Here is a 17662-nt window from a genome sequence, read left to right on the forward strand (position 1 = left end):
GAAAATCTTTATTTCCATATAATGGTATGCATTTCCATTTTTTGATATTAGCTTTTGTAAATGGAGATTAATTCCACAGAGCATTTCCAGCAAAAATGCGTAAGCCGTTTGCGTCTGGAAATGCGTGAGAAAAAGAAACAAAGCGGCAATAGCCGTTCCACAGGAACGGACGCCGCTTGAGGAGGGAGCCGTCATGGCCAGAATGCGTGCAGTCGATGCAGCCGTGCTTGTGCTGGAAAGAGAAGGGATCAATTGTGCTTTCGGTGTACCGGGCGCAGCGATCAATCCATTTTATTCGGCGATGAAAGCGCGCGGCTCGATCCGCCACATACTGGCGCGTCATGTCGAAGGTGCTTCGCATATGGCCGAGGGCTATACCCGCGCAAAGCATGGCAATCTTGGCGTCTGCATCGGCACCTCCGGCCCCGCCGGAACGGATATGATCACGGGTCTCTATTCGGCTTCCGCCGACTCGATCCCGATCCTCTGCATCACGGGTCAGGCGCCACGTGCGCGTCTCGACAAGGAAGACTTTCAGGCCGTTGATATCGCCAAGATCGCAGCCCCTGTCACCAAGTGGGCGGTCACGGTTATGGAGCCGGCATTGGTGCCTTTTGTTTTCCAGAAGGCGTTTCACATCATGAAGTCGGGCCGTCCCGGCCCGGTTCTGATCGACCTGCCGATTGATGTCCAGCTTGCCGAAATCGAATTTGACATCGACACTTACCAGCCGATGGAAGCCTACAAGCCTGCTGCCACGCGGGCACAGGCCGAAAAGGCGCTCGCCATGCTTAACGAGGCGGAACGTCCGCTGATCGTCGCTGGTGGTGGCATCATCAATGCCGATGCGTCCGATCTTCTGGTCGAGTTCGCCGAAATCACAGGCGTTCCGGTCATCCCGACCCTGATGGGCTGGGGCGTCATTCCCGACGACCATCGACTGATGGCAGGCATGTGCGGTCTGCAGACCTCGCACCGCTATGGCAATGCCAATTTGCTGGCCTCCGATGTCGTCATCGGCATTGGCAACCGCTGGGCAAACCGTCATACGGGCAACGTCGAGACCTACAAGAAAGATCGCAAGTTCATCCATATCGACATTGAGCCGACGCAGATCGGCCGTGTCTTTGCACCGGACTTCGGTATCGTTTCGGATGCAGGCAAGGCGCTGAAGCTGCTGCTGGACGTTGCGACCGAATGGAAGTCTGCCGGTAAGCTGCGTGACTGGTCGGACTGGGCCAAGGAATGTGGCGAACGCAAGCGCACCATGCTGCGCAAGACGCATTTCGATCAGACGCCGCTCAAGCCGCAGCGTGTTTATGAGGAGATGAACAAGGCGTTCGGTCGCGATACCTGCTATGTCACGACCATCGGCCTCAGCCAGATCGCGGGCGCGCAGTTCCTGCATGTCTATCGCCCACGCAACTGGATCAATTGCGGTCAGGCCGGTCCGCTCGGCTGGACGCTGCCAGCAGCGCTCGGCGTGCGTGCTGCCGATCCTGACCGTCCGATTGTGGCACTTTCCGGCGACTATGATTTCCAGTTCATGATCGAGGAACTGGCGGTCGGCGCACAGCACAAGCTGCCCTACATTCATGTGGTCGTGAACAATTCCTATCTCGGCCTGATCCGTCAGGCGCAGCGCGGCTTCAACATGGATTTCGAGGTGAGCCTCGCCTTCGACAACATCAATGCCAATGGCGACGCGGAAAAGGGCTATGGCGTCGATCACGTGGCTGTCGCCGAAGGCCTCGGCTGCAAGGCGATCCGGGTTCGCAGCCCCAACCAGTTTGCCGAAAGTTTTGAACAGGCAAAAGCGCTTATGGCGGAGCATCAGGTGCCGGTGGTTCTGGAATTCATTCTGGAACGCGTTACCAATATTTCCATGGGTGTCGACATCGATCAGGTTGTCGAATTCGAGGAACTGGCCGAACGTGGCGAAGATGCGCCGACCGCTATCGCAGCACTTTTGGATTAACGTAACGTCGATTTACGACTTCGTTTCCCCCTCATCCTGAGGTGCGGAGCGTAGCGAAGCCTCGAAGGACGAGGGCAGGCACGGTGCATTTTCCCTCGCCCTTCGAGACGCCTCCCCTCGACAAGCTCGGGAGGCTCCTCAGGATGAGGGAAAAGAACAAGGTTGAGGGTGATTCCAGGAAAATTGCGAAATGGCTTTTTCCAGAATTGCGCAAATAGAGAATTATAAGGAGGCGAAAATGCCGAGATTTGCAGCCAATCTCACAATGCTTTTTAATGAAGTGCCTTTCATGGACCGCTTCGCACTGGCCGCAAAGGCCGGTTTCACCGGGGTGGAATATCTCTTCCCTTACGAATTCAACCGGCATGAGCTGAAGGCGGCGCTGACCAAGCATAATCTGGCGCAGGTCCTGCACAATCTGCCTGCGGGCAATTGGGCTGGCGGCGAGCGTGGCATTGCGGTTCTGCCGGATCGCGTCGATGATTTCCGGCGCGGTGTGGCCGATGCCATCGATTATGCCACGACGCTCAACTGTTCGCAGGTCAACTGCCTTTCCGGCATTGCCCCGCAAGGTGTCGATCCGGACGTTTTGCGCGCCACTTTTGTCAGCAATCTGCGTCTGGCGGCAAAGGAACTGGGCAAGCATGGCATTCGCCTGCTGATCGAGCCGATCAACCACTATGATATTCCGGGCTTCTATCTCAACACGGTGGAGCAGGCGGTTTCGATCATCGACGAAGTGGGCAGCAACAACCTGTTCATCCAGTACGATCTCTACCATCAGCAGCGGACACGCGGCGAGCTGGTTGCAACGTATGAACGTTACAGGCCGCTGATTGCCCATGTTCAGCTTGCCGATAATCCGGGCCGCAATGAGCCGGGCACCGGTGAGATCAATTATCCGAACGTGTTCGAAGCACTGAAAAACGCCGGATACAAGGGCTGGATCGGCTGCGAATACAAGCCGAAGACCACCACTGAAGAAGGCCTCGGCTGGTTCAAGAACCATGAAGCCGAACGGCTGACCGCATAAAGAACGGCTGACCGCATAAATTTGATTAGGGAGTAAGCGACATGGCCAAGATAGGCTTCATCGGACTGGGGATCATGGGCACGCCGATGGCGCGTCATTTGCAGGATGCGGGACATCAGCTCTTCACCTCCCGGTTCAATCCTCCACCACGCCAGGAGCTGATCGACAACGGTCTGCAAATTCTGGAAACGCCGAAGGCTGTTGCCGAAGAGTGCGACACCATTATCCTCATGCTGCCGGACACGCCGCAGGTAGCCGAAGTTATTTTCGGTGAGGGCGGCGCGATCGGTGGCCTTGGCAAAGGCAAGTTGCTCATCGACATGAGCTCGATTTCCCCCATCGAGACGAAGGAATTTGCGAAGAAGGTCCGTGCGACAGGTGGCGAATATGTCGATGCACCGGTTTCGGGCGGTGAGGTCGGCGCGAAGAATGCCAGCCTCTCCATCATGGCTGGCGGCTCGCAGGAATCGTTCGACCGCGCTCTGCCGCTCCTGAAGCTCATGGGCAAGAACATCACGCTCGTCGGCGATTGCGGTGATGGCCAGACGACCAAGGTTGCAAACCAGATCATCGTCGCACTCAATATCGAGGCTGTTGCCGAAGCATTGGTTTTCGCTTCCAAGGCAGGCGCAGACCCGGCAAAGGTGCGCGAAGCCCTGATGGGTGGCTTTGCATCGTCCCGCATTCTCGAAGTGCATGGCGAACGCATGATCAAGCGGACCTTCGATCCGGGCTTCCGCATTTCGCTGCACCAGAAGGATTTGAACCTTGCGCTGCAAGGCGCAAAGGCGCTCGGTGTTTCGCTGCCGAACACGGCCATGGCACAGGAACTGTTCAATTCCTGCGCGGCGCATGGCGATGATGGTCTCGACCATTCCGGTCTCGTGCGTGCGCTTGAACGCATGGCAAACCACGAGGTAGCCTAACTCAGGGATTTGATTTCTCTGGAGGGAGAGGGTGGAGCTGGCTGCTTGGAGGAGGTGGCCGGCTCCATTGATTTTATATGCGAGGCACGAAATAGTGCCGTCAAACGATAATCAAAGCTGGGAATCTCATGACAGCCATCTCCGATCCGAAGAAATTTCTGACCAGCCTTTTTGATGCCGCTGTCGCGGCTGCCGATCCTGAACTGGTGATCCGCGCCAATCTTCCGGCCAAGCCGAAGGGACGAACGATTGTCATCGGTGCGGGTAAGGGATCGGCGCAGATGGCGGCGGCTTTCGAACGTGCCTGGGAAGCTCCACTGGAGGGCGTGGTGATTACACGTTACGGCTATGGCACGCCCTGCGAGCGTATCGAGATTATCGAGGCCGCGCATCCGGTTCCTGATGAAGCAGGACTTCAAGCCTCGAAGCGGCTGTTCGATGCAGTGTCGAACCTGACGGAAGATGACCTCGTGGTAGCGCTTGTTTCCGGTGGTGGGTCTGCCTTGCTGCCGTCGCCGCCGGAAGGATTGACGCTTGAGGACGAAATCGCCGTCAACAAGATCCTGCTCGCCTCCGGTGCGCCGATTTCGGCCATGAATGCGGTCCGCAAACATCTGTCGACGATCAAGGGCGGCAGGCTCGCCGCAGCCGCGCATCCGGCAAAGGTCTTTTCGCTCGTTGTCTCGGACATTCCGGGCGACAATCCGGCCTTCGTGGCTTCCGGCCCGACTGTGCCGGACGAGACAAACCGCGATGAGGCTTTGAAGATCATCGAACGCTATAGTCTTGAACTGCCCGATGCTGTGCTTGCGCACATCAAGAGCGAGAAGGCTCACGCGCCAAAGCCGGGCGACAAGGTTTTTGCGAGGAACGAAGTGCGCGTCATTGCTTCCGCTGCCGTTTCGCTGGAAGCGGCGGTGAAGGAAGCAGCGCGTCATGGCGTCGAAGCGGTGATCCTCTCCGATGCGATGGAGGGCGAGGCGCGGGAAGTGGCGCATGTTCATGCGGCGATTGCCCGCGAGGTGGCCGACCGTGACCGCCCGTTCAGGAAGCCAGTGGTCATTCTGTCAGGCGGTGAGACGACCGTCACCATTCGCGGCAAGGGCGGCAAGGGCGGACGCAACAGCGAGTTCCTGCTGTCTTTTGCCCTCGATATTGATGGTTATGACAATATCCATGCGCTGGCCGCTGACACGGATGGTATCGACGGATCGGAGGACAATGCAGGAGCCTTTGCTGATGGTTCCACTGTTTTGCGTCTGCAAAAAGCGGGCGAGGATGGCGCGGCGCGGCTCAACGCCAATGATGCATGGACGGCATTCGACGCCATCGGGGATCTGTTCGTACCGGGGCCAACCGGCACGAATGTCAATGATCTCAGAGCTATTTTGATAGTGGCTTAGACTCGTCGTCCAACAGGATGCGACTGGCTGCCCCATCCAGATCGTCATACTGGCCGTTTTTCAACGACCAGAGAAAGGCGACAAGGCCAAGCAGGCCCAGAAACAGCGCGATTGGAATGAGAAAGAGAAGTCCGCTCATTTGTGCGCTTCCTTGATGATAGCAACAGGCGCGATGGTCTTCTGCGTCTGTTGCTTTTGTTTTCCGGCCCGCAACCGCAATGCGTTGCTGACCACCACGATGGACGATAGCGACATCGAAAGCGCAGCCACCAGCGGGGTGACATAGCCAAAAATCGCAATCGGCACGGCTATGATATTATAGCCGATGGAAAGCGCAAAATTCTGACTGATCAACCGGCCCGCTTCCTTCGAGACGGCAAAGGCAAGCGGTACTGCCGACAAGCTTTCGCGCAGAAAGACGAAATCCGCTGCATTGCGGCCAATGTCGGCTGCCGTCGCCGGGGCCATGGAAACATGGGCGGCGACAAGGGCCGGAGCATCGTTCAATCCGTCGCCGACCATCAAAACCTTGCTGCCTTCTCTCGACAGCTTCTGCACCAGCTCCGACTTGTCGGCAGGCAGTACCTGAGCCTGAAAATTGTCGACGCCGAGATAACCTGCAAGCCTCTCGACGGCAGGCAGCCTGTCGCCGGAAATGATGCCAAGCTTCAGGCCGTTGCGCTTCAGTGTGGCGATGGCTCCGGCAGCGTCTTCGCGCGGCTGATCTTCAAAACGGAAGGTCTGAACCAGCTTGCCATCAATGGAAAGGCAGGTTTCAGGGCCATCGGCATGAGGCATGGCAGCGGTACCATCCGCCCAGTCCCGCTTGCCAAGCCGATAGATGGAGCCATTCAGTTCCGCTTCGATGCCTGCGCCCGGCACTTCCTCGATACGGGTAAAGGCAGTCATCGGTTTTGCGCCCGAAAACAACGCAAGCGCGCGCGACAAAGGATGGCGCGAATAAAGCGACAGCTCGGCTGCGATTTCGAGATTGTGGGGATCAATCGCATCGGCATTAATCAGTCTCGGCTGACCGAGGGTCAATGTGCCGGTCTTGTCGAAAATGGCAGTGTCGATCTCGGCCATCCGTTCCATGGCGGAGCCGTCCTTGATCATGATGCCGTTTTCGAACAGGCGACGGGCCGCAACCACCTGCACAATCGGCACTGCAAGGGCGAGCGCGCAAGGGCAGGTGATGATGAGGGTGCAGATCGCGATATAGATCGAGCGATACCAGTCGCCACCGGTGTAGATCATCCAGCCGACGAAGGCCGCAAAGGCGATGGTATGGACCATCGGCACGTAGAGTTCGGAAGCACGGTCGGCAAGACGACGATAATAAGCGCGGCCGCCTTCGGCGACATCCATCAGTCGCACCATTTCAGCAAGGAAGGAATCCTTGGCTTCCGCCGTAGCGCGGATGACAAGCGGCGTGGAGAGATTGAGCGTGCCCGCGCGAATATCCGAGCCGGGACCGACCGGGACCGCATCGCTTTCACCCGATGCAATGGCACAATCAAGTTCCGAACGGCCTTCCTCCACCTTGGCATCAACGGGGACGCGTTCGCCAGCGGCAAGAATGATGCGCATTCCGGGGCGGATTTCGTTGACCGGCAGGTAATTGCGCTCGTCATTCTCGCCGATCACCACGGCGCCGCGGCTGCCGAGCTGTGCCAGACCGCGCACGGCGGAACGGGCACGGGCGCGCATCATGTAATCGAGCGTGCGGCCGATCAGCAGGAAGAACAGCAGTGTCACCGATGCATCGAAATAAGCGTGCTGGCCATGGTTCATCGTCTCATAAACGCTCATGCCGAAGGCAAGCGTGATTGCGAGTGCAATCGGCACATCCATGTTGACGCGCCGTGCGCACAGCGCATTCCAGGCAGAAACATAGAAAATGCGACCTGAATAGATCAGCGTCGGCAGGGCGATGAGGCCGGAAATCCAGTGAAACATGTCGCGTGTCGCGGCATCCGCGCCCGACCAGACCGCGACCGATAAAAGCATGACATTGCTCGAAGCAAAGGCCGCGACGCCAAGTGCGATCAGGAGCCGCGTGAAGGTCGGATCCTTGTCCTGCGCCATGTCGAAGATATGCGCTTCATAACCGAGCCTGCGCAGCGGATCGACCACATCGGGCGGCGTCTCGCCATCTTTCCAGCGCACGGTGACGCGGCGCGCCGTCAGGTTGACGCGGACATAGACAACGCCCGCGATCTTGCCGAGCGTCTCCTCGATATTCTTGATGCACAGGCCGCAATGAACACCGGGAACCGACAGGTCGAGCTGGCGAAAGCCATCTCCAAGCGCACGGCTTGCGACCTGCATTTCATCTACCGAGACGGCCTGAACAACGGTCGCTATCTGTGCATTCTCGACGCAGCAGCTCATAGCATCCTCCCGTCCTTCACAAGAACGCGGATGATATGGCGATAGGGGTCTGCAAGACCGGCATCGGCATTCACTTCCATGATCCATGCACCCTCGCCCAGTTCCAGCGGAGCGGTCAGCACGCCGGGTTCGCGGACTGTCAGCGTGACCTTGGTGTCATTCACGTCGCCAACCGGGCGCTTGAATTCAACCGTACCTCCGGTCATGACGATGGCCTTGCCTTCATGGTCGGCCAACTGCCAGTTAAAGACACCATTTTCAAAAGCAGGCTTCGACTGCCATTGCAGCGCGGCCTGCTCCTTGCCGGTCTGTGCCTTGTCGTTGAACTCCTGACTGGCGACATAGGTGTTCTTCACCACCAGCCCGCTCCAGCTATGGATGGCATTATAGGCCATGGTCAGATTGACGGCGATAATGACACCGAAGAAAGCGAGCATGATGCCCAGCATATGCCAGCCGGTAAACGTGCCTGAGGTTTTCGACTTGATCGACATTATCTGCCCTCCGGTGCCATGAATGTTGCCTTGTAGCGTGCGTGTTCCGCGCCGTTCGCGTCACGCACTTCGATTTCATAGTCCTTGCGATGATCGGTAATCGCATCATGCGGCATGGTGACGAAGACACGCAACGTCTTCAGACGGTCCGGCTCCACCGGCACGTCGTAATTGCCGTCTGCATCCGCTGTTTCGTCCTGCACCGTTAGTGCTGCCCCCGGCAGACCTTCGATGGAAAGACGGAAGGTGCGCGGCGTCGGGATCATGTTGAGCAGCTTGACCGTGTAGCCATTGCGGATCGATCCGTCCGACAGAAGCACATATTGCGGCGTGCGATCATGCAACACGTTGATGCCGATGCGCTGACGTGTTGACAGCGAGATGACGAGCGTCAGACCAATCAGAGCCCATACGGCGAAGTAGAACATGCTGCGCGGACGCAACACCTTCTTCCACGACAGGTTCTGCACCTTGTCCGAGAAGCTGTTCGGCGCCTTATAGACGCGTGCCGGATCAATGGGCGCGGTGCCATTATTGGTCGCGAGCGCCATGTTGAAGTCGTAATCGGCCAGTGTCGCATAGGAGATGAGACCGCGTGGCTTGTCGATCTTGTCCATCACCGAATTGCAGGCATCGATGCAAAGCGCACAGGTGATGCATTCGAGCTGCTGGCCGTCGCGAATGTCGATGCCCATCGGGCAGGCGGCGACACAGGCATTGCAATCCACGCAATCGCCCACGGTTTCCCCTGCGGCAATCGCCTTCTTGGAATGGCGTGAACGCGGTTCGCCGCGCCAGTCATTATAGGTGACGGTGAGCGAATTTTCGTCCAGCATCGCAGCCTGAATGCGTGGCCACGGGCACATATAGGTGCAGACCTGCTCGCGCATCAGCCCGCCGAAAATATAGGTGGTGGCGGTGAGGATGGCGACGGTGAAATAGGCGACGGGTGCGGCCTGACCGGTCACGAAATCCATGAGTAGCTTCGGCGCATCGGCGAAATAGAAAATCCATGCGCCGCCGGTCAGAACACCGATGACGATCCAGACGGAGTGTTTGGCAACCCGCTTCCAGACCTTGTCGAAGGTCCAAGGTGCCTTGTCGAGTTTCATGCGCGCATTGCGGTCGCCTTCGATGGCGCGCTCGACGACCAGATAGAGATCGACCCAGACGGTCTGCGGGCAGGTATATCCACACCAGGCGCGGCCTGCGACGGACGTTACAAGAAACAGGCCGAGACCCGCCATGATAAGCAGTCCTGCGACGTAGTAAAATTCCTGTGGCCAGATTTCGACGAAGAAGAAATAGAAGCGGCGATTGGCAAGATCGATCAGCACCGCCTGATCGGGCGCATAGGGACCGCGATCCCAGCGCAGCCAGGGCGTCAGATAGTAGATGCCCAGTGTAATGAGCATGACAATCCATTTGAAGCGCCGGAATTCGCCCTGCACACGCTTCGGAAAAATCTTCACCCGCGCCGCATAAAGCGACTGCCCAATCTTAGAGGGGCGGGTCTTGGGGGAATTGACTGCCTGAACGTCAATGCGTTCGACATCGTCTGACATTTGCCTTGCTCCTGAAGCGTGATCCCGGAAAGACAGAAGCTGGTTTCCCGGAATGATCGCACTTGCAACAATTGAGAGCGGGGTGGTTATTCGCCGTCCGTTCCAATGCAGTGGTTTGAAGTGTATCCCGACCTGCCGTTTAAGCCGGGAGCATCTGGCCCCCGCATCGGTTCCGATGCGGGGGCCAGTTATTGTTACTCACCACCGCCCAGTGAATGGACGAAGATAGCAAGCTGTTTGACGGTCGCATCGCCGAGGCGCGTTTCCCATGCGGGCATGACGCCATGCTTGGGATGCGATACCTGACGCACGATGGCGTCCTCGCCGGAACCATAGAACCAGATGGCGTCTGTCAGGTTAGGCGCACCGAACTCACGCAGGCCCTTGGCATCCGCGCCATGGCAGACAGCACAGTTTTCGGCGAACACCTTCTTGCCTTCCGGCACCATTTCCGAATTGTGCGGCGTGCCGGAGAGGCTCACCACATAGGCCGCGACATCGCGGATCTGCTGTGGTTCCAGCACGTCGACAAAAGCCGGCATTTCGGAAACGCGGGTGTCGGCATCGTCCTTCGAGCGCACACCATGACGAATGGTCGTCAGAACGTCGTCGATGGAACCGCCCCACAGCCAGTCGTCATCGTTGAGGTTCGGATAGCCGGGTGCGCCCTGTGCGCCAGAACCGTGGCACTGCACGCAGTTGACGCGGAAGGCAGCAGCGCCACCGGCAATCGCATATTGGCGCAGGTTTTCATCAGCCAGAATCTCGTGCACGTCCTTGGCCTTGATCTGGTCGATAATGCCCTGGCGCTCGCTGTCGATCTTGGCGGTTTCTTCCCAGAAGGCGCCACGGCTCGACCAGCCGAGCACGCCGCCGGTGGAACTGGAAATCAGCGGCCAGGCGGGATAGGCGATGACATAGGCGATCGCCCAGAAAATGGTGGCGTAGAATGTCCACAGCCACCAGCGGGGCATTGGATTGTCGAGTTCCTTGATGCCGTCCCATTCGTGGCCGGTCGTCGCTACGCCGGTGACATCGTCAATTTGCTTGTCAGTCATTTGCGTCATCCTTGAAAGGAATGTCCTTCGCGTGGTCGGCTATCTGCTTGCTGCCTGGCCGGAAGGCGTAGAAGACGACGAAGAGGAAAAAGAGCGCCATGCCGAGCAAACCCCAGCTATCGGCGAACGTGCGCATGGTATTGTAATCCATCGCTAAATCTCCGCTTTATCTCGCTTTGGGGGACTGGTCGTAGGTCGAGAAATCGACCAGTGTGCCGAGCATCTGGAGATAGGCGATGAGTGCGTCCATCTCCGAGATCATCTGCGGATTGCCGTCGAAATCACCGAGCTTGGCCTTGGGATAGCGGGCCTCGACACCGGATGTATCGGCATCGGGCGTAGCCTGTGCCTTGAGATCGTCCAGCGCGCTGTCGATCATTTCCTGGCTGTAGGGTACACCGACCGCCACATTGGCCTTCAGATTGCCAGCAATGTTGGAGGCGTCCAGTGGACGGTTCTTCAGGAAGGCGTAGCTTGGCATGACCGATTCCGGCACCACGTCACGCGGACGGACAAGATGCTGCACGTGCCATTCGTTTGAATAGCGGCCACCGACGCGCGCGAGGTCAGGCCCCGTGCGCTTGGAACCCCACTGGAACGAATGATCGTACATGGATTCCGCGGCAAGGCTGTAATGACCGTAGCGTTCCACCTCGTCGCGGAACGGACGGATCATCTGGCTGTGGCAAAGGTAGCAGCCTTCACGCACATAGACGTCACGGCCCGCGAGTTCCAGCGGCGAGTAGGGGCGCATGCCCTCCACCTTCTCGATTGTGTTCTCGAGATAGAAGAGCGGTGCGATTTCAACGATGCCACCGACCGTGACCACGGCGAGCGATGCGATCAGCAGCAGCGTTGCGTTTTTCTCCAGCTTGGAGTGGTTCTTTAGTATCGACATAAATCACACGCTCCTTATTCGGCAGGCTGCATGGTGGTGCCAGTTGCAGGCTGCGCACCGCCCATCGGGGCTTCGTTGCGCAGATTGCCGCGAATGGTCTGATAGACGTTCCAGGCCATCACGAAGCCACCGGCGAGGTAGAGCACGCCGCCAAGCGTACGGATGACGTAATATGGGAACATGGCGAGCACGGTTTCCGCGAAGGAATAGACGAGGAAGCCCTGATCGTCGTATTCGCGCCACATCAAGCCCTGCTGGATACCGGCAACCCACATGGCCGCCGCATAGAGAACGATGCCGAGCGTCGCCAGCCAGAAGTGCCAGTTGACCATGCGGATCGAATAGAGCCGCTGGCGGTTCCACAGCTTCGGTGCGAGATAATAGACGGCGGCAAAGGTGATCATGCCGTTCCAGCCGAGCGCACCCGCATGAACGTGACCGATGGTCCAGTCCGTATAGTGCGACAACGAATTGACGGCCTTGATCGAAAGCATCGGGCCTTCAAAGGTCGCCATGCCGTAGAAGGCGATAGCTGCAACCATCAGGCGGATGATCGGATCGGTACGGACCTTGTCCCATGCGCCGGAAAGCGTCATCAGACCGTTGATCATGCCACCCCAGGACGGCATCCACAGCATGATGGAGAACACCATGCCCAGCGTCTGCGCCCAATCGGGAACGGCGGTGTAATGCAGATGGTGCGGACCAGCCCAGATATAGAGAAAGATGATCGACCAGAAGTGCACGATCGACAGGCGGTAAGAGTAGATCGGACGCTCTGCCTGCTTGGGCACGAAATAGTACATCATGGCCAGGAATGGCACGGTCAGGAAGAAGGCAACGGCGTTATGGCCATACCACCACTGCGTCACAGCATCCTGAACGCCGGAGAAAGCCGAATAGCTCTTCACGCCGAGGAAGGAGACCGGGATCGCCAGATTGTTGATGATGTGCAACATGGCGATGGTGATGATGAAGGACAGGTAGAACCAGTTCGCCACATAGATATGCGGCTCCTTGCGCTTCAGGATCGTGCCGAGGAACACGACCAGATAGGCGACCCAGACGATGGTGAGCCAGATGTCGACATACCATTCCGGTTCTGCATACTCACGGCTCTGCGTGATGCCGAGCAGATAGCCGGTCGCAGCCATCACGATGAAGAGTTGATAGCCCCAGAATACGAACCATGCGAGATCGCCGCCGATGAGGCGGGCGCGGCAGGTGCGCTGCACGACATAGAACGATGACGCGATCAGGATGTTTCCGCCAAACGCAAAAACAACCGCAGAGGTATGCAGCGGACGCAGGCGGCCAAAGTTCAGGTAAGGTTCCAGATTGAGATCTGGAAAGGCGAGCTGCGCGGCGATAACCACACCGACCAGAAAACCGGTCACTCCCCAGAAAACCGTTGCGATGACGCCGTAGCGGATCGGGCCGTCCATATAGGTGGATTGGTCGACCTTTTTCGGCGTCAGGCCGTAATTGGCATTTCGCATCAGAAGAATGGTGAAGATGGCCAGTGTAGCGAACAGAATCCACATATGGGTTCTGAACAGCTCATCATGGGAAAATCCGGCCAGAAGCACGGCAAAAAGTGCTCCCAGACCGGAAAGGACTGTTCCAGCGGCGTAGTTCATGAAATCCCCTCGCAGCGCATGACAAGAGCCATCTCGGATGAGACAGCAATAGCGATAGGTTTCCTATCAGCGCTTAGAGAGCAGCTGTCATTGATCTAAATCAAAGACAGCTGCCAGAAGGCCCGAAAAATAGGGAAGAGAGCCTTGCTCAGGATTCGTCAATATTCCGCTTCAGCCGGATCATGATGCGGGACGCAGTATTATGTCATTCGACAATCGTGCCCGGCACGATGATTGATGCGCTTAACCCGCCTTGTGAGCGGTTTTGCAGGTGCAATTCGCCACCCATCCGTTCTGCCGCCATTTTCACAATTGCGAGGCCAAGGCCGCTGCCGGTTTCGTTGCGATGTGCGCCACGGAAGAAACGCTCGGTTACATGCGGCATTTCGCTGTCGGGAATGCCAGGTCCATTATCCTCGACAGTGAGCCTGACTTTGCCCGCTTCGGCTTCGATCCGGCAGCGCACGGCGCCATCCCTGGGCGAGTGATTGACGGCATTTTCGATCAGGTTGCGAGCAGCAAGCGTGAAGAGATGCGGGGAGGGCAACTGCACCAGCGGCATGTTGTCTGGCAATTCGATGGAAATGCCGCGCTGGACTGCGAGCATCCGCATGTCGGTGGATACCGCAACCAGAAGCTGGCACACTGGTTCGTATGCTGGTGCTTCGATCTCATCGCTGGTTTCAAGCGCTGCCAGATCCAGAAGCTGGTTGGTGAGGCGGCTGGTGCGGTCGACGCCCGCCGCGATCTGGCGCACCGCATTGGCGCGCATTTTTTCATCCTTCGCACCTTCGGCAATCTGTGCCTGCGTCTTCAGTCCGGCGAGCGGCGTCTTCAACTCATGCGCGGCAAAGATCGCAAAGTTGCGCTCGCGCTCGCGCGCCTCCTCGACACGATGGAAAAGCCCATTCAGCGCGGTGACGGCGGGCGCGATCTCCTTGGGCAGGTTCTGTTCGGGCAGTGGGCGCAGATCCTGCGCCTGCCGCTTGGAAAGCACGGACGCAAGGCGGCTCAGCGGATCGAGGCCGCGCCGCACGCACAGCCAGATCATGAGCGCCAGAACGGGCAGCATCAGCAGGGCTGGCAGCACGAGGCCCGCCACGACGTTCTGCACCAGCCTTTCACGAACGCTCAGGCTGTCGCCGACCATGACACGCAGTCCGAGCTGGGTATTTTCGACAGCGAATACACGCCAGCGATCACCCGCAACTTCCGTATCGGAAAAGCCGTTTGCAACATTGGTGAGCCGCACGCCGGGCGCACTTTCGGAACGTCCCACCAGCTTGCCGTCAAGCGCCCATATCTGGCAGAACAGCTGCCGGTCATAAAGCGGAAAATCCGGCATTGGCTTCAGCGACAATTGCCCGCCATCGCCTTCCGGGCCAACCTCCACACGGTGCTCGGTCAGAAGCGAATTGACCATGCGTGCGGCCTCCATCAGGCGCGCATCGAGCACTTTTTCAAGCTGTGACTGGGTGCTGATATGGATCCACACCACCGCGAAAAGCCACACGAGACAGGTAACGCCGATCAGGATGCCGGTCAGGCGGCTGCGGATGGAATTCATGCGCTTGCCCCTGCCAGACGGTAGCCGACCCCACGCACCGTTTCGATATAATCCGAACCGAGTTTCGAGCGCAGATGATGGATATGGACTTCCACCGCGTTGCTCTCCACTTCTTCCTGCCAGCCATAAAGCGCTTCTTCCAGTGAGGATTTGGAGAAGGTGGCGGTCGGCCGTTCCATCAAGGCGCGCAGGATCGAGAATTCGCGTCGGGTCAGCCTGACGGGTTCACCATGGAGAAGCACCGACATCTCCGCCGGGTCCAGTTCCACGCCGCGCCATTCAAGCAGGGCATTGGCGCGTCCGGCACCACGTCGGGCGACTGCGCGCACGCGGGCTGCAAGCTCATGCAGGTCGAAGGGCTTGCCGACATAATCGTCGGCACCTGCATCAAGGCCGGCAATGCGCTCGGGCACTTGATCGCGGGCAGTCAACAGTAGCACCGGTGTCTCGTCGCGGCCGCGCCGCATCGTTCTGAGGATGTCGAGGCCCGAGCCATCGGGCAGCATCAGGTCGAGCACCACGGCATGATAGTTCTGGGCGGCAAGGGCTGCTTCCGCATCGCCGCAATTGGAAACGGCATCCACGGTGAAACCGGCAAGCCCCAACCCTACGGTCAGTCCGTCGAGGAGGATTGCGTCGTCTTCTACCACGAGTATGCGCATGAGTTCCTGTTTCCGCCTTCATTGACAATTAGAAGCACACGGGCTTTTCACCGCGCCAGCTTAAGGCTGTCTTAAGGTGGCCGGAGCATTCGCCTTTTGCAACATGATCAATTTGTCCGAATCGAATTTATGCGGAAAATCGTAATGCGTTTCTTTACGGGCCTCGCTGGCTTATTCATCAGTTTGTTTCTCGCGCTTGGCCCGGCATCGGCAGCGAACCCGTTGCCGGTCGATCAGGCTTTTCGCCTGAGTGTGCTGAAAGATACGGATGGCCGTCTCGTGCTGAACTGGCAGATCGCGGATGGTTACTATCTTTATCGCGATCATATCGAGGCGAAGGACGGGCAGGGAAATGCGCTTGCCGTCGATACGCAGCCCGGCCAGCCCAAGGACGATCCGAATTTCGGACGGCTTGAAGTCTATTACACCCATGCCACAGCAAGTGTGAAAGCAGATGCACAGCCGGTGGAACTGACCTATCAGGGCTGTCAGGAAGACGGCATCTGCTACCGTCCGGAAACCAGAACCGTCGATCCGGTCACGCTCGCCATATCCAGCGAAATGGGGCAGAAGGCCAAAGCGCTGACGCAGGCATCGGTATTTGCTCCAGCTGCTATGCCAACCGTTGAGCAGAATACGGCGTTTGCCCTTGCACCCGAAAAAGGCATGGTCGAAGGACTGCTCGATCAGGGCGGCACCGGGCTGGTGATCGCGGCGTTTCTGGCTTTCGGTGTTCTGCTTGCTTTCACGCCGTGCGTGTTTCCCATCTATCCGATCCTTGCCGGAACGCTGGCCCGCGAAGGTGAAAAGCTGACGGCAAAGCGCGGCTTCGTGCTTTCCGCCGTCTACGTCGTCAGTCTCGCACTGGGCTTTGCCGTGGTGGGTGCAATTGCAGGCTGGTCGGGGCAGAATCTGCAGATGGTGCTGCAGTCGAAATGGACCGCGCTTGCACTGGCCGGACTATTCACGCTTCTGGCGCTTTCCATGTTCGGCCTGTTCCAGATACAGCTTCCAAATTCATGGGTCAGCGCAATTTCGTCGCGTACTGGCCCCAATGGCCAGCAGCGGACAGGTTCCAAGCGGTCGGCAGCCATTCTTGGTTTCTCGTCCGTGCTGATTGTCGGCCCCTGCGTGACGGCTCCGCTTGCAGGCGCGCTGCTCTATATTGCGCAGACGGCCAATGTGGCTCTGGGCGCTTCCGCGCTCTTTGCGCTCGGTATCGGCAAGGGACTTCCGCTCATTGCGTTCGCCACGCTTGGCGCTGGCACGCTTCCGCGCGCAGGCGCATGGATGGAAACGGTGAAGCAGATTTTCGGCTTCGGTTTTCTGGCAACCGCAATCTTCATGGCCGCCCCGCTTCTGCCGCTTGGCGTGGACATGGTGCTGTGGGCGCTCCTGCTTTTCGGGGCTGCAAGTTTCGCGTTTCTGAGGATTCCGGGGCGCAGCGTTGTGGCGCGCACAATAGGCACCGCAGCCTTCGTTTACGGCGTCATTTTGATGCTCGGCGTGGCTTCGGGCGGAAAAGACCCGTTGCAACCGCTGGCCGCATTCGGTAACCGTGGCGGCAACCAGAATCTGGCCGCGCTGCAATTTGCGCCGGTCGAGACTGTTTCTTCCCTTCAGGAGAAACTTGTTGAAGCGCGCGGCGACAAGCCGACGCTTGTCTATTTCACGGCGGACTGGTGCGTAAGCTGCTCCACCGTGGAGCGCCGGGTTTTGCCCGACGCGAGCGTGAAGAAGGCGCTGGGCGACTATCAGCTCATCAAGGCGGATATTTCGCAGCTTACCAGCGGCAATGCCGATCTTATGGCAAAGCTTGGTGTCGCCGGCCCGCCGACGATGATCTTCTTCGATCGCATCAGCAAAGAACCGGAGGGGACCAGATTGGTGGGCGATGTCACGACCGCCTCTATCGAACGTTCGGTAGGCCTTGTGAGCGCTGACTAGAGCATTTCCAGCAAAACTGCGAAGCGGTTTTGCGTCGGATAATGCAAAAAAACAAAGAGATAGAGCATTTCCGATGGCTCAGGAAAAACAGGAAATG

15 protein-coding genes are annotated in these 17662 nt (G+C 58.3%); 5 read left to right on the forward strand and 10 right to left on the reverse strand.

Going from position 1 to position 17662, the window contains the following annotated elements; translation table 11 throughout:
• Window positions 1-193 precede the first annotated feature (193 nt).
• The 4 genes from gcl to CES86_RS15150 all read left to right on the forward strand — a co-directional run bounded on the left by gcl (window position 194) and on the right by CES86_RS15150 (window position 5340).
• Window positions 194-1978: a glyoxylate carboligase gene (gene gcl / locus CES86_RS15135; RefSeq protein ID WP_094514815.1), complete on the forward strand. Its 1785-nt coding sequence runs from the start codon at window positions 194-196 to the stop codon at window positions 1976-1978.
• A 238-nt stretch (window positions 1979-2216) separates the two neighbouring features.
• The gene (hyi, locus tag CES86_RS15140) at window positions 2217-3011 is read left to right on the forward strand and encodes a hydroxypyruvate isomerase (protein WP_012090746.1); all 795 of its coding nucleotides are present in this window, start codon (window positions 2217-2219) and stop codon (window positions 3009-3011) included.
• Window positions 3012-3052: 41 nt separating this feature from the next.
• A complete protein-coding gene (locus tag CES86_RS15145) occupies window positions 3053-3937 on the forward strand; it encodes a 2-hydroxy-3-oxopropionate reductase (RefSeq protein WP_012090747.1) in 885 nt (294 codons plus the stop codon).
• 128 nt (window positions 3938-4065) lie between these two features.
• Entirely contained in the window at window positions 4066-5340 is a 1275-nt protein-coding gene (locus tag CES86_RS15150; protein WP_094514817.1) for a glycerate kinase type-2 family protein, read from the forward strand.
• On the opposite strand, the gene ccoS is transcribed toward CES86_RS15150, so the two are convergent.
• The 10 genes from ccoS to CES86_RS15200 all read right to left on the reverse strand — a co-directional run bounded on the left by ccoS (window position 5321) and on the right by CES86_RS15200 (window position 15618).
• A complete protein-coding gene (gene ccoS / locus CES86_RS15155) occupies window positions 5321-5479 on the reverse strand; it encodes a cbb3-type cytochrome oxidase assembly protein CcoS (protein ID WP_010658285.1) in 159 nt (52 codons plus the stop codon). The genes CES86_RS15150 and ccoS overlap by 20 nt on opposite strands.
• Window positions 5476-7734 carry a cation-translocating P-type ATPase gene (locus CES86_RS15160; protein ID WP_094514818.1) on the reverse strand — a complete coding sequence of 753 codons (2259 nt, stop codon included), beginning with the start codon at window positions 7732-7734 and terminating at the stop codon, window positions 5476-5478. Before CES86_RS15160 ends, ccoS begins: the two co-directional genes overlap by 4 nt.
• Complete coding sequence (locus CES86_RS15165) at window positions 7731-8228, reverse strand: FixH family protein (protein WP_094514820.1); 498 nt, start codon at window positions 8226-8228, stop codon at window positions 7731-7733. Before CES86_RS15165 ends, CES86_RS15160 begins: the two co-directional genes overlap by 4 nt.
• Complete coding sequence (gene ccoG, locus CES86_RS15170; protein WP_094514821.1) at window positions 8228-9793, reverse strand: cytochrome c oxidase accessory protein CcoG; 1566 nt, start codon at window positions 9791-9793, stop codon at window positions 8228-8230. The genes CES86_RS15165 and ccoG overlap by 1 nt, the downstream gene beginning before the upstream one ends.
• A gap of 194 nt (window positions 9794-9987) precedes the next feature.
• On the reverse strand, window positions 9988-10851 hold the full coding sequence (gene ccoP / locus CES86_RS15175) for a cytochrome-c oxidase, cbb3-type subunit III (protein ID WP_012090752.1): 864 nt from the start codon (window positions 10849-10851) through the stop codon (window positions 9988-9990).
• Window positions 10844-11002 (reverse strand): CcoQ/FixQ family Cbb3-type cytochrome c oxidase assembly chaperone, encoded by a 159-nt coding sequence (locus tag CES86_RS15180; RefSeq protein ID WP_010658290.1) that lies wholly within the window; start codon window positions 11000-11002, stop codon window positions 10844-10846. Before CES86_RS15180 ends, ccoP begins: the two co-directional genes overlap by 8 nt.
• A gap of 15 nt (window positions 11003-11017) precedes the next feature.
• The gene (gene ccoO, locus CES86_RS15185) at window positions 11018-11749 is read right to left on the reverse strand and encodes a cytochrome-c oxidase, cbb3-type subunit II (protein ID WP_010658291.1); all 732 of its coding nucleotides are present in this window, start codon (window positions 11747-11749) and stop codon (window positions 11018-11020) included.
• A gap of 14 nt (window positions 11750-11763) precedes the next feature.
• Window positions 11764-13389 carry a cytochrome-c oxidase, cbb3-type subunit I gene (gene ccoN, locus CES86_RS15190; RefSeq protein WP_094514823.1) on the reverse strand — a complete coding sequence of 542 codons (1626 nt, stop codon included), beginning with the start codon at window positions 13387-13389 and terminating at the stop codon, window positions 11764-11766.
• Window positions 13390-13594: 205 nt separating this feature from the next.
• Window positions 13595-14956, reverse strand: a complete 1362-nt coding sequence (locus CES86_RS15195) for an ATP-binding protein (protein WP_094514824.1) — start codon at window positions 14954-14956, stop codon at window positions 13595-13597.
• A complete protein-coding gene (locus CES86_RS15200; RefSeq protein ID WP_012090755.1) occupies window positions 14953-15618 on the reverse strand; it encodes a response regulator in 666 nt (221 codons plus the stop codon). The genes CES86_RS15195 and CES86_RS15200 overlap by 4 nt, the downstream gene beginning before the upstream one ends.
• A 144-nt stretch (window positions 15619-15762) precedes the next feature.
• Between CES86_RS15200 and dsbD the strand changes: the two genes are divergently transcribed.
• A complete protein-coding gene (dsbD, locus tag CES86_RS15205; RefSeq protein WP_094514826.1) occupies window positions 15763-17565 on the forward strand; it encodes a protein-disulfide reductase DsbD in 1803 nt (600 codons plus the stop codon).
• Window positions 17566-17662 lie beyond the last annotated feature (97 nt).

The sequence above is a fragment of the Brucella lupini genome, assembly GCF_002252535.1.
GTDB lineage: Bacteria > Pseudomonadota > Alphaproteobacteria > Rhizobiales > Rhizobiaceae > Brucella > Brucella anthropi.